Source organism: Runella aurantiaca (assembly GCF_003339505.1).
GTDB classification, from domain to species: domain Bacteria; phylum Bacteroidota; class Bacteroidia; order Cytophagales; family Spirosomataceae; genus Runella; species Runella aurantiaca.
This window is the reverse complement of sequence record NZ_QPIW01000001.1, coordinates 444,393-458,454: the sequence shown is the minus strand read 5'-3', so window position 1 is coordinate 458,454 and position 14,062 is coordinate 444,393. Positions and strand designations below refer to the sequence as shown.

General features: G+C 45.1%; 9 protein-coding genes. 7 read left to right on the top strand and 2 right to left on the bottom strand.

What is annotated here, in order from left to right:
* Positions 1–32 precede the first annotated feature (32 nt).
* On the bottom strand, positions 33–1,790 hold the full coding sequence (locus tag DVG78_RS02005; RefSeq protein WP_114459385.1) for a sensor histidine kinase: 1,758 nt from the start codon (positions 1,788–1,790) through the stop codon (positions 33–35).
* Between the two features lie 265 nt (positions 1,791–2,055).
* On the opposite strand from DVG78_RS02005, the gene DVG78_RS02000 reads away from it, so the two are divergent.
* The 4 genes from DVG78_RS02000 to DVG78_RS01985 are packed head-to-tail and all read left to right on the top strand — an operon-like array spanning position 2,056 to position 9,939.
* Positions 2,056–8,769 carry a LamG-like jellyroll fold domain-containing protein gene (locus tag DVG78_RS02000; RefSeq protein ID WP_114459384.1) on the top strand — a complete coding sequence of 2,238 codons (6,714 nt, stop codon included), beginning with the start codon at positions 2,056–2,058 and terminating at the stop codon, positions 8,767–8,769.
* 13 nt (positions 8,770–8,782) lie between these two features.
* Positions 8,783–9,388 carry a 3-coathanger stack domain-containing protein gene (locus DVG78_RS29865; RefSeq protein ID WP_147276953.1) on the top strand — a complete coding sequence of 202 codons (606 nt, stop codon included), beginning with the start codon at positions 8,783–8,785 and terminating at the stop codon, positions 9,386–9,388.
* Positions 9,389–9,400: 12 nt separating this feature from the next.
* On the top strand, positions 9,401–9,670 hold the full coding sequence (locus tag DVG78_RS01990) for a helix-turn-helix domain-containing protein (protein WP_114459382.1): 270 nt from the start codon (positions 9,401–9,403) through the stop codon (positions 9,668–9,670).
* Entirely contained in the window at positions 9,670–9,939 is a 270-nt protein-coding gene (locus DVG78_RS01985; protein ID WP_147276951.1) for a hypothetical protein, read from the top strand. Before DVG78_RS01990 ends, DVG78_RS01985 begins: the two co-directional genes overlap by 1 nt.
* On the opposite strand, the gene DVG78_RS01980 is transcribed toward DVG78_RS01985, so the two are convergent.
* A complete protein-coding gene (locus DVG78_RS01980; protein WP_114459380.1) occupies positions 9,936–10,712 on the bottom strand; it encodes a hypothetical protein in 777 nt (258 codons plus the stop codon). The genes DVG78_RS01985 and DVG78_RS01980 overlap by 4 nt on opposite strands.
* Before the next feature lie 81 nt (positions 10,713–10,793).
* On the opposite strand from DVG78_RS01980, the gene DVG78_RS01975 reads away from it, so the two are divergent.
* From DVG78_RS01975 to DVG78_RS01965, 3 genes are all read left to right on the top strand, one after another.
* Positions 10,794–11,432, top strand: coding sequence for a hypothetical protein (locus DVG78_RS01975; protein WP_114459379.1), 639 nt, complete (start codon positions 10,794–10,796; stop codon positions 11,430–11,432).
* A gap of 240 nt (positions 11,433–11,672) precedes the next feature.
* A complete protein-coding gene (locus DVG78_RS01970) occupies positions 11,673–13,181 on the top strand; it encodes a type IV secretory system conjugative DNA transfer family protein (protein ID WP_114459378.1) in 1,509 nt (502 codons plus the stop codon).
* A 32-nt stretch (positions 13,182–13,213) separates the two neighbouring features.
* Complete coding sequence (locus tag DVG78_RS01965; protein WP_114459377.1) at positions 13,214–13,978, top strand: hypothetical protein; 765 nt, start codon at positions 13,214–13,216, stop codon at positions 13,976–13,978.
* The last annotated feature ends 84 nt before the right edge of the window (positions 13,979–14,062 follow it).

The following is a 14,062-nucleotide window of genomic DNA, read 5'->3' as shown; positions in this document are numbered from 1 at the left end:
GGTGAAAGACACGATTTTGTGCTGTTAAATGTTTATTTTTTAAATAATAACCGAAATGTTGTCCCGCCATTTTCAAAACCTGACTCGGCCTTCAACTGCATAGAAAATACCTGCAACAACTTTAATCCGAACGTTTTGGGATTTGGCGGTAAATCAAAACCCGGGCCGTTATCAGTCAACTCCAAATAAATTTGGTTTTTCTTTAATTGACACTTCACCTTAATAATCGGCTCAGGTGAGAAAGGAAATGCATACTTACATGAATTAGTCACAAGTTCGTTGATGAGCAATCCCATAGGAATCGCTGAATCAACATGAAGCCAAATAGAATCCAGAATATATTCAGGCTTCAGATGGGAAAAGCTATAACTGCGTAAAATACTTTCAATCAGTTCCGGAATGAATAAAGCTAAATTGACTTCAATCAAGCGATGACCATCGTACAGCCGATGATGCACCAATGCCATTGCCTCGATCCGGAGCAAGGCTTCGGTTACGGCTTTTTTTGCTTCCTCATCCGTCAGCCGGCTTGACTGCAGGCTGAGTAAATTAGTGACCTGCTGCAAATTATTCTTCACCCGGTGATTTTGTTCTGAAACCAATGCTGCATTTTGTCGGCTGAGGCGCCTGTACTTTTGAAAGAACCAATAAAAAATAATACTGGTGATAACTGCCAGCAGACCTATTCCAATCGTTATCCGGTTAAGGTGTTGTTGGGTTTGCAAATTTTGATTTCGCAGGGCTAATTCTTTTTGCTGAGCTCTCAGTTGTAATTCTTTCTTCTGAGTTTCGTATTCCATTTCAATACGTGTTACTGCTCCTTCCCGGTCGGCACTTAAGGCATCAATGACTACCTCCTGATATTGTTTATAAGACACCAACGCTTCTTTCCACCGACCTGTTTGTTCATAAAGTTGGGTATATAATTTAAAAAAGTCCCGCTGTTGATACCGTCCCTTTAACCCGGACGTATCCTGTATATAACGGGCGGTAGTTAACCATTTTTCCGCCTCACCCGGTTGCTTTAACATGAGATAAGCATGAGCTATGTTCAAAGAATTGACCACAAGTTGAGACGGGTTCTTCTCCTTAATAAATATGGCCTGCGCTTTTTGTGAATAACTAAGGCCGTGTTTGACATCCCTGTACAACAGAGAGAATCCGAATTGTGAATAAACATATCCTAAATCAGGGTGCTCTCTCAGAGATAAGGAGATTTTTTCTGCCTGCTGTAGAAAATACAGCGCGCTATCAAGTAATAATCGAGGCTGCTTTTCAGGATTAAATTGATGCAGTTCAAACGAGTTACGATAGAGGCCGGCCAAACTGAGATAGGCACCCACAATACGCTGTTGGTTTCCTACCGCTCTGAAATTTGCCAATGCTTTACGGATATAGTGCATGGCTTCATCGTATTTTTTGTGTTCTGTCGGGTAGTTCGCCAGAAATATATACACCTTGCCCACATCTTCCGAAGGCCCCAGAGGTTCTCTCATACGCAGGGAACGAATCAACCACCGTTGAGCCGTAACATGCTGTCCAAGGCTGATATACCGTTTGCCTAACCGATAGCACATTTCCGCAATTTCGGATGAATCTCCACTTCGTATTGCCTCCTCGTATCGTTTTTGCGTTTTACGCAGTTGCTCATAGTGAATTTGTCCGGTGGCTCCGGTGGATTCCGTATTCTTCTGCGCACTTATGGGCAGACAGCACAAATTCAGAAAAATAACGGATAAAAAATGAACCTCAACACGCCATCGAAATGAGCGATAAATTCTTAGTAACATTTACATTCAGCCGGTAAAAGATGCAGCAATTTTCTTACAATGAATGGCAAATATTAAGGAAAGATTCCGGTTTCAGCAGTTAAATTCCTTCTTTTTATTTTCTTTTTTTCAGCCTGTTTTTTGAGAAAAATCTTCGTTGTTCCAAAGCGGCAATTCATTTACATTTTTGCCGATTTGGTAAAACAAAGTGAGCCGGCAGCCCTGAAAAGACGTTAATTTAAGCTCTGCCCGCTATCTTTTTTAAATTATAATCTGCCTTCCTTTTATGACTCGTTTTTCCGACTGCCTGCTGCTTCGGCTGTTCTCTTTTTGGCTGATCTGCTTTACCGGTTTCGGTACTTACAGCCAAATTCCGACAAGCGGTTTAATTGCCTATTATCCTTTTACAGGCAATGCGGCTGACTCCAGCGGTCTTAATCGTCATGGAAATGTGACCGGGGCTACCTTAACAACAGATCGTTTCGGCAGAGCCAACCAGGCTTATTTTTTCGACCGGGACGGTGACAAGATTGTCATTAATAACTGGGAACAACTTCTTCAGAATACGCCCCGAAGTATTTCCCTCTGGTTTAAATCTTCTCATCTTAACTCTTCTTCCTATTGTATCAGTTGGGGCATGGATGCTCCCAATCAATTTTCGATTATCGGTAATTGGTACAATAACAGTGAAAACTATTTCGGTTTCTTTGCCAATAACAATGAAACCCATATCAATCCCAATTCATATTTTGATGAGGGATGGCACCATGTTCTCATGACACATGATGGGGCAACAACGAAATTGTATATTGACGGCATTTTAAGGAAAACCAAGAATACCTCCTATGATACCGCCAAAAGCCCATTGATAATTGGCTCTTTTATGGGCGTCTCTTCTTTTTTTCACGGCGCAATCGACGATATCAGGATTTACAGTCGAGGATTGAGCGAGGCCGAAGCACAAGCCGTTTATACCGGCGAAGCTCCAAAAACAGTAGTTGGTTATACCGCTGTGGATGTCAACGTGGGAGAAAGTGGTGATGCCCGTGCCGGGATTTCCATCAATGTTCCGAAAGGGACTTCTATTCAGCCAACGTTACAACTGGTTTACAACAGTCAGGGGGGAAATGGATTACAAGGTCTGGGATGGAGTTTAGACGGTGTTTTTCAATCCATTACCCGTTTGTCCGCTACCATTGCTCAGGACGGCTTTGCCGATCCGGTCGATTTTGATGAAACAGACAGGTTCGCTCTCAACGGTGAACGACTTATGGTCATCAACGGTGTGTACGGAGCCGACGGCGCAGAATACCGAACCGAACAGAACTCCTTTTCTAAAATTATCTCCTACGGCACTACGGGTAAAGGACCCGAAAAATTCAAGGTTTGGACCAAAGACGGCTTGATTTTAGAATTTGCTTATACCGCCGATTCCCGCATTGAAACCTCCGGCAGCAGTTCGGAAGTCATTATGTGGCTGTTGAATCGCATGGAAGATAAAAAGGGGAATTTTTTAACCCTCAGCTACGAAGAAGACAATACAAAAAATGAATTCAGACCCATTCGGATTGATTATACGGGAAATACTTTCACGGGATTACAGCCTTACAATACCGTTAAGTTCATTTATGAAGATCGTCCTGACTTTTACTCCAAACGTCTCAGTGTTATCGAGGCCTACGATCACACGACTCTATTTCGAAAATATGTACTGGACTATGAAGCCACCAGTCTTATTTCACAATTAATCACAATTACGGAGTATGGGACCAATGGCGCAGCCGCCTTTAAGTCCACGAATATTCATTGGACACCGTTACCCCCCGTTGCCGGATTTAATAAACCCGGTTCCGGTACATGGACTACTCCTTCAATGGGGCATACGTTCCACGGGGATTTTAATGCCGACGGCCTGACCGATATTATCGGCCATGACAATGCCACCAATACGTTTGGGCTCATGTGTACCTCAAATGGGAAACGATTTGATACAGCAAAATGGACGATTGATAACCATGATTGGTCAACAGGCTTTCGGGGAGATTTTAATACTGACGGAAAGATTGACTTGGCTCTTCCGACCGCTTCCGGCCTCAAAGTATGCTTATCCAACGGCATCAACGGGTTTTCCTGCAGCTTGTGGAACAATGTTAATGTGACAGGGCAAATTACCGTTGGCGATTTTAATGCCGACGGACGAACAGATGTGACGGGAAAAAATCAAACCACCAATCAATATCAACTGTATATATCTACGGGTACCGGTTTTACGGCTTACCCTTTCCCTGAGTTCCCCACCTTTCGGTCCTATGTCGTAGGAGATTTCACGGGGGATGGAAAAACAGATATCTACGGAATTATTAATGAGGGGGGTACACCGTTAACAGCCTACCGGATGCTGATTGCTGAAAATAACAGCTTTCGCACAGAACTTTGGCCAAGTGGAGCCAATTATTTCTCTCTGAATAATAGAATGCAGGGGGATTACAACGGAGACGGGCGACTGGATCTGGCATACTCGGCCGATATTAATTACGGGAGTTGGAATATCCTTTACTCAGACGGCAAAACGTTTCGTCCGGGGATTTTGCAGGGATCATGGTTTTCACAAGGTCGCGCCAGTCGCGCCTTCACGGTAGATTTAAACGGTGACGGACTCAGCGACCTTGTCGGCCATGATAACAACTATAACTGGACAGCCGCATATTCGAGAGGCTCTACCACGGAACAGATGAGTTTTGCTTCTCCCTCCATTCCGATCAATCAACCGGTTGTTTGGGCGGATTTCGACGGAGACGGCACAACCGATTGGGGACTGAAAACATCGCCGACCCAGTGGAGTATCAATTTCTCCAATATCAATCGACATTTGGTTACACAAATTACGACCGGACACGGCGCTACTTATAAGTTTGAATACTCACCACTGACGGACAAAAACGTTTATACAAGAACGGATACCGCCACTTATCCCAATGCTGATTTTATCGGGAGTGTTTATGTCGTCAAACAGGTAAGTACAGATGACGGTACCGGGCAACGGCAGAAAGTAGCTTACCGTTACAAAGGCGGAACGCTGAACTTACAGGGTCGGGGATTTTTAGGGTACACCATCGGAGAAGTCATTGACTCTACGGCTAAAATCACCACCAGGACTGTCTATGTGCGCGATCCGCGCCTGCGGGCTGCCAGAGTCAAAAGTATGGAGCGACGCACCTTCGATGGAAAGTTACTGCAATCAACCGAGTATGAACCTGCTTTTACCAATCAGGGAAACGGTGTTTATTTCTCCTATTATAAAACCACCACTGAACGAAGTTATGAACTCAACGGTGTGGAAACGGGACGTAAAAAAACGGAGCAAACATTTGATTCCTATGGTAATGCCCTTGAAATCAAAATTACTTATAAAAACGGCTACCAACTTGTTACTTCCAATGAGTATCTGAATGATCCCGGCAACTGGAGATTGGGGCGACTGACTTCAACTGTCGTTAACAAAATCAGGGCGGGAAAACCGACTGTTACCAAAAACTCTTCCTTTGGATACGATACGGACGGCTATCTGATCCGGGAAACCTTATTGCCTTTGCATCCGACGCTTCGCATTCAAACCGACTATACGCTTAATCCCTACGGAAATACCACATCTTCCACCATCAGCGGCCCCAATATTGTGCCCCGTACTGATTTAACAACCTATGATTCGGAGAACCGCTTTGCGCTTTCCACCGCCAATGCGCTTGGACATACGTCTACCTTACTGTATGAGAACGGTTATTTAAAAACTGCCACCGATCCCAACCAACTCAGTGTCTCATACGAACGTGATGCAATGGGGCGTGAAACTAAAGTCATTTATCCGGACGGTACTTTTAAAACCACTCAGTATAAGTTTTGTGAATCCGGGTCGATGTGTCCTGCCGGTGTCGTTCACTTCATTCAGGAAGAAATGGCAGGAAAAGGCATCAGTCGAACCTATATCGACAGTTTAGACCGCATCAAACGAACAGAGAAACAGGGGTTTGACGGGCGGAAAATATGGGTGGATTACCAATACAATAAGTTGGGCCAGAAAACGGGCGAGTCCGATGAATACTACGAAGGAGATACGCCCCAGTGGCATACTACTGAATTTGATATTTTACAAAGATCTACCCGGCAAACGTCACCCGGGAATCGTACTGCCACCAATGAATACACCACACTTGCCTACCGAGGAGAAATTTTATCCGTTACGAAATCCGTCAATTTCGAACAACAGAATGTATGGGAAGCGGAAGATGAGCTGGGGAAAAAGATTTTTACGGTCAATCATTTGGGCGATACGCTTTGGTTTGAATACGACAATGATTTCAATGTCATTGCCACACAGGATCCTAAGGGGAATCGAATTACAGCGACCTATAACATCCGAGGGTTCAAAACCTCCATGTCGGATCCTGACATGGGTACCTATACCTATGAACACAACGCTCTGGGATTATTAACCCGTCAAATCAATCCCGACAACCAGATTGCGGTTTCGGAATATAACGTTTTGGATGAACAGATCAAACGAACCGAACCGGAAGGAGTATCAACGTGGGAATATCATACCGGACAGAAAGCCATCGGCAAACTCAGTAAGGTCTATTTGAACAGCCAACCGCTCGAAGTGCATACGTTTGATGGTTTAGGACGTCCTGCAAGTACCACCTATTATCGGGAAGGTGAAAGTTACACCTATAATTATGCGTATCATGCAACCTTAGGATATTTAGAGGAAGAAAAATATCCCGGCAACAATCTGACGGTTAAGTACCTTTATAATTCTTACGGCTACTTAAATGAAGTACGAAATAAAGCAAACAACACACTGTTCTGGAAGGCGAATGTACTTGACGCGAATAACCGAGTTACCGCCGAACAGTTAGGCAACGGATTAATTACCAATCGTTACTATAATCCTTTGACCGGAGCTTTAGAGCGTATCAGAACGGGGACTTCCGCTCAAAATGAGAAGCATCAGGATTATCGTTACAGCTATTCTGCCTTGGGTAATTTGCTGTCACGGCAGGAATATTTTGAGGGTCAATTAGGCAATCGTTCAGAGACGTTTGAATATGATAAACTCAATCGTTTGACCAAAACGACGGGACCGCTGACAGTTTCACAAACGTATGATGCGCTGGGAAATATTACCTATAAAAGCGATGTAGGGTATTATAAATACGGAGAAAACGGCACGGGACCTCATGTACTGACTTCCATTGACCACCGGGGCATCAATGTAAACAGCACATTAGGAGCCTGTACCTACCCTTTCAATCAGGGAATTCAACTTACTTCTTACAACTACGTAAGTCTTCTTTCCAATCAACAGGGAGATTCCATCAAGTTTACGTATGGGGCCGGACGGGAACGCATTGTTCAAACTGTAATAAAAGGAGGAAAACCCAAATGGCGTAAACACTATGCAGGTGGCAAATTTGAGAAGTTACGCTATTCCTCTCAATATTTTGATGAAGTTTATTATATACAGGCAGGTGGCGCCGTCATTGCTTTTGTAGAAAAAACACTCCGCAGAGAATCGGGCTCCGTTACAAAAACGCATTACATCCATAGCGACCATTTGGGATCCATGAGCATTTTGACGGATCAAAGTGGCAATGTGGAAAGACGTATGAGCCATGATGCGTGGGGACGTGCCAGAGAAGCGACAACTTGGCAACCTTACGCCGCTCCCCCGGAACTACCGGCTTCCCAGCGGGGATTTACCTTCCATGAAATGTTGGATATGGATTGGCTCATATGCATGAATGCGCGCATCTATGACCCTATCAGCGGGCGTTTTTTGACTCCTGATCCAATCATTCAATTCCCCGATGATTTACAATCGTACAATCGATATGCTTATACCGGTAATAACCCGTTATCTTTCGTTGACCCTTCCGGGCATTCATTTTTGGGAGGTATAAAGAAGTTTTTTAAAAAATACATTGGCACTATTGTAGGAATTGCTGTGGCCGTTTTCCTGCCACCACTTTTAGGGGCTGCCTTATATATACAGGCTACAGCTACAATAGCAGCCCATCTTACTCTTGCGGGAGCTTTCGTGACCGGTATAGCATCCGGTTTTGCGGGATCTTTTGTTGGGGCGCTGGCTAATGGCGCAGGGTTTGGCGGGGCAATTCAAGCCGGGCTACAGGGAGGTGTTTGGGGTGGGCTAACTGCAACTGTTACTTTTGGAATAGGAAGCGTATTTGGAAAAGAAGGCCTTCTTAGTAATGCTAAATTTTTAAAGCCCGTTACGCATGGAGTCACTCAGGGTTTATTTTCAAAGGCTCAGGGAGGAGCGTTCAGCGGCGGATTTTGGGCTGGATTTGCCGGGGATATTGCGGGTGGGGCTATGCCTCAGGGAAATATTACGATTGCAAAGACAATCATTTCGGCAACGATAGGAGGGACAGTATCTGACTTAACCGGGGGGGATTTTGGAAATGGAGCTATAAGTGCTTCATTTGTATATTTGTTTAACCATGCTCAACATCAAGAAGGGAATTCCAACACAAGTGACAGTAACAATTCCGATCAAATTGCTAAAGCAACTTCTATCGGCGGTAATTCTTTAGAAATTTATAAAGAATTTTTAGAAGGTATAAATAAGTGGGGAATTACTAATATTGATAAATATGATGGAAAAGCATTAGGAAAGCTAACAAAAGGGATAGGGTACATAGGTTTTGCTTTAAATTTGCCCAGCATCTTTAATGACTTTAAAACTGAACCTTTAAAAGCGACATTCTATATGGGAATTAATGTCGGAACATCATATGTCACAAGAAGCTCAACTGTTGGTATAATTGCCGAAGCTGGAGCAAAAAAAATAAACCTTTATGAAAAAACAATCAATACAGTCCAAAAAGGTTACAATCGTATGTCGCTGTATTTCTCACCAATGCGAGGACCATATCGTGAAGAACCGCTTTTATTGAACAGATCGTATGCAATGAAATAAATGAAGTAATAAAATGAAAATTTCACTAATAGTTATTCTAGTATTTTGGAGTCAAAACTGTTATTCACAATTAACAACCACCTTTCAACATGACAGGCGTGGAAATAGAATATCTGTACTAACTTCCAATCAGTCCTCAGAGGTTCTGAACAGTAAAATTACTGTCTTAAGCCTTCAAAAAAACAGCATTAACTTTGCATTTCCTCTGATCAATCAATCAGGTATTCAATACGTAATCCAAATGCCTCCCTATGTCAGTCAAGATCTGTTGACTACTTATCAAACAAGTATTACCCAATCACTTCCAAATCCGAATGAAACACTTTATCAACTCAGTGTTTCTCATCAATATCCGCAGAGCTGTGTAGTAGCGGCCTATTTGAATATCACCCCTCCTTTTTGCCAAACCGAATTAAATCTGGGCGTTTCTCCCGAAAGTTCTGTATTTGCCAATCAAGCCAAAAACTTTGCCGCCGGCCAGGTCATTACATCCACCGGCAATATCAATAAAGGTGGATACAGTGAATATGAAGCAGGGAAATCTGTAGAATTATTACCGGGCTTTACCGCTGAAAAAGGGAGTGTATTCAAAGCGAACTTAGTTGGATGCAACAATTAAATATCCTCCTCTATGCAAGTCATCTGCCTCGAAGAAGTTGCTTTTTATGCCTTGATTGAACAGGTAGTTTCCCGCTTAAAAGAAACACACGGCGAAGAAAAGGAAAAGTGGATTTCCGATGAGCAGACCATGCAACTACTGAATATCAAATCCAAAACGACCCTGCAAAAACTGCGCGATGAAGGTAAAATTCGCTTTTCTCAACCGCAAAAGAAAATCATTCTTTACGATCGCGATTCCATTGAGGCTTATTTGAATCATAATGCACGCAACCCTTTTTAATGATGGAACAGGATTCTATTGCTTCCGATTATCTGAAACGTTTTAATGAAGGCTACACCATTGCCAAATACATGCCTGAATTGGCCGAGCAACTGACCAAAGCCATTCAGGACCATCCCAATGGAACAGGATTTCAGCAGGGACGTGCCCAATTCATGAGCGAACAACTCAAGGAAAAAGTACCTTCCTGGCTGAAAGGAGAACGCCCCGGCAAACAGGCTGTTTCTCCTGACAAACAGAAAAGCAAAGATATAGAGCCTGAACCTTAATCACGGTCAGGGGATCGGTCTGCTTTTGTTTTTTCAGCTGATGGCGTTTTATCTGCTTTTTCCAGCGCTTTGGTATAATTCAGCGACTTTGAAAAGCGCTCCGACATCGGAGCGGGCGCTTTTTCGTTCGTTTCCTGAACCGGTTCGGTTTTTCCTTCCGATGGCATTTTGTCTTCTTTCGTTTGCCGCTCCCTGACAAATGACAGTTGTTTCATCATCAGCTCCTGCGAAGCGTCTAACGATTTTTCTTCTTTTACCGGCTTATTTGCTTCTTCAGGAGAAAGTTGGCCTTCTTTGGCGGGCCGGTCTCTGAAGTTCTTCAGTTGGGTACGCATCAAATCCTGTGAGCTTTCCAGGTCCTTTTCCTGCCTGCCTAATTGTTCCAGTTCTTTTGAGCTTTTCCCTGCATAAGGATTGGGATACATCTTCTCATTATACGTTTCCCGGATTTGAGCGGCGGTCAGTTCATCCGGCCGGGTCATTTCAATCTCATGTTCCACCCGCTTTTCAAGCGTGGTTGCAATTTGGTCTTTCTCTGTTTTCAATTGCTGCGTATAGTAATCCCGGTTCACCGAAGGTCCTCCCCCCAACATTCCGGGCGGGCGGTACTGCACACGGTAGGCATTGGGCTTTTGTTCGGAGGTCGAAGTTTGCTCCAACTGTTTATCAATCTCCCGGCGACGCTGCAGGCCCTGTGCCATTACGTCATTGAGGTATTCATAGCCTTCGGGAAATGCCGGTGCCCGGTTGTCTTTCTCCTTTTGCTGATCCATACACTAAATAGAATTTTTGCTTGACATTTTTTTTGGTTATGCCAATATAAAGAATCTTTTATCTGATACCCGGGAGATTTCATGAACCGGCGGGAGCAAACCATAAAAACCGTCTTTGGTGGAAACGAAGGTCGGTTCGAAGAGGCGTATGAAGCGGCAGCCCAAGAGGCTATTCAGCAAGCCGTTTCGTGGAAAGATATCGATTTAAGCGCCAAAGTGCTCCCTGATTTGGAAACCCAAACCAAAGACCTGATTGAAGGTTATTTAGGTTATTTACCTCATCCTTCTGCCGGTCTGCGCTATGAACCTTACCTGCGTGCGCTGCTGCTGCGTCATCAACAGGGAGGACTGTCGGAGGAAGAATTCCGACTTCAGGCGGAAGAACACATTAAACTCATCCGTAATGCCGATGTGGCTCCGTATCGCGACCCCATCTATTCCCCTTCGCAGTATGACCACTACCGCGAGACATTTGTGCCTTACGGTCAACGGGTCAAAGACCGCCTGGCGCGTTTTCTGGGTTACGAGCCTCAATTGGAGCACTCACTGGTTATCGAGCTGTGGCTGCGGAATATGCTGTCGATGGATACCATCCAATGGCCCAACTGTCTGACGGTCGTGGATTACAAAGCCCTGACCATCATCCGCTACCGCGAAATACTGCTGACACAGGGGCAAGCGGCCGCTGATGCTTCTCCTTTTTTCAAACAATTTTCTTAAGCTCCCGGAGCCGAATACTTATGCGGCAGTGAACCCTTCTCCTTTTTCGTTGGCCAAAAAGATATATTCATTCACCTCTTTCCCGCTTCGGTAAAACAGTCGCCAAACTATATACGTAAACCTCTTTTTTTAATTATCTAACCCGGTTCCTCAACACCGGTTTTATAGCAGTGCTATCGTTCAAATCAAAAACAACCCGGATGCCTGTTTAAAATCTGCCGGGTGATAACTAATGACAGAATGAATTCATTCGATCTCGATCAACCCCTCATTGAGCTGGTCTCTTCGCAGGAACGCGGGGTGTGGAGCATCCGCCATGCCTTGGAAGGGGTACAGATTTTCGGTGGCATCGGTTCAGGAAAAACCTCCGGTTCGGGACGCATGCTGGCGCTGAAATACTTGACAAACGGATTCGGCGGACTGGTGCTCACCGTCAAACCCGATGAAAAAGAATTGTGGCAGCACTACTGTCGGTTGGCGGGACGGGAAAACGATTTACTCATTCTGGAACCCGGAGGATCGCACCGTTTCAATTTCCTGCAATTCGAAGCCAAACAGTCGTCATCCTCCCTGACGGAAAACCTGGTGGACGTATTAAAAACCGTCATTCGTGCAGGTGAGGAAAAATCCGGCGGTAAGAGCGATGATGCCTTCTGGGAAACCGCCCTTGATATGCTTATTTTCCACGTCATTGATCTATGCCAATTGGCTTACGGCCATGTGTCTGTTCAGCAAATGTACGACATCGTGCAAACCATTCCCAAAAGCGAAGAAGGTTTGCAAACCGACGGCTCTGCCGCAGGGAAACCCAAAGCTTTTCAGCAGGCATTCGAAGCGGCCCGCCTTCAGGTCAACCGGCAGATTGACGATTGGTTTGCCAAACTCCCTTCGCAGAGACAGGCCGCTCTTCAGGACGAAACAGTCTTTGAAACCCAATTACTTCATACGCTGCCCGATGCACGGCTATTGAAGTTTCTGGACCAATTCTTTTTTGATACGTTTATGAATCTCAGTGAAAAAACCCGTTCCATTATCGACTTTACCTTTTCGGGTTTTCTTTTCCGTTTACTGCGTGATCCGGTGTATTCGCTGTTCTGTCGTTATGATTCCACCCTCACCCCCGAAGACAGCCTGCGGGGCAAAATCATTCTGATCCATCTGCCGGTCAAGATCTATCACAAGGTGGGACGTGATTGTCAGATCCTGTTTAAATACCTCTGGCAACGCACCATGGAGAAGCGCCACATTACTCCTTCTTCACGTCCCGTGTTTCTGTGGGCCGATGAGGCTCAAAACTTTCTTCATGAGCATGACGCGGATTATCAGGCCACGGCCCGAAGCAGTCGCATTGCCACGGTGTACATTTCACAGAACCTGCCCAATTATTACGCCTGTATGGGCGGACAAAAAGCGGAGTACCGCGTCAAGAGTTTTCTGGGAACCCTGGGCACCAAAATCTTTCATGCCAATGCCGACATGGAAACCAATAAATACGCTTCCGAACTCATCGGTGATGCGTTCTTTGAAGATAAATCGCACAGCGTAACCGTCGCCCAGAATTTTGCCCAAACAAGGTCTAAATCGCTCAAACTGGAACGCGTGGTGCGCCCGGAAGAACTGGTACGACTTAAAACGGGTGGGCCGATGAATAACTTTCGGGTCGAAGGATATCTGCACCGGCAGGGTGATGCGCTGTTAAAGGGGCTTAACCACACGAAAATGATGTTTAACCAAAATTATCAGTCTTAATTCTTTTTGTTCACTATTCCGTTCAACTATTTATGAAAAAGAACCTGTATTATCGTACCGTCTTTAAACGCTCCAACGTATTCAAAGAAGGGGCACTTGCCTTCTTTATGGCCTTTTGCTCGTGGCCCCGTCTGCTGTTGGAGGTGTTTGTCCGTAAAAATTTCGGAGAGCGTTATTTCTCTTTTTCCACCGCCATGTTCATTGCGGGTATTCTGGCCCTGCTCCCGCTAATCTACAATGAAGTGTTGGGCCGTGTTTACGGCTCCGGTTTGCCGGCCTTTATTTTTCTCTTTGGGAGTTGGTATGGCTATCTGGCGTGGTTCATCTACGCGTGCCTGCAACGACGGGAGGAAATTAAGCGCCTGCCCTCCGTGTTCGACTTCGGTCGTTTCAGTCTGTCAACCGGTGAGATCAGCCCGCGCTTTCGGGAAATTGAGATCGGTGGCGAACGGGTGGATATCCGCACCATTGAAACACTGTTGGAGCCCGGCTTATTTGCCGTGGTCGGCATCAGTCTTTGGGTCTCGGCACAACCCATTGGGATCATCATTTTTATATCCAGCATTTTTTATTCACTCAGTTACATGGCGGCCTATCGGCAGGGCGATCATGCACTCATGGATAAAATTGATGAAATGATCTGTAACGAAGAAATGGTCAATATTTTCGTCGAGGGACAGGACCCAAGCGAAACCCGGGGGGTCAGTTATTACGGACGGCGACCGGCCGATCCCGAGACGCGCCGCCGTCTGGTCGATGCCTTTATGGAAGCCGATGATGTGGTCGAAGCTGTGTAAAAAATCGCTGAAAAAAGCGCCCTGAGCTGTGCTAAGGGAAGATGTCTGATGCTCTCACTTTACCATAACTGCCGATTCACCTTG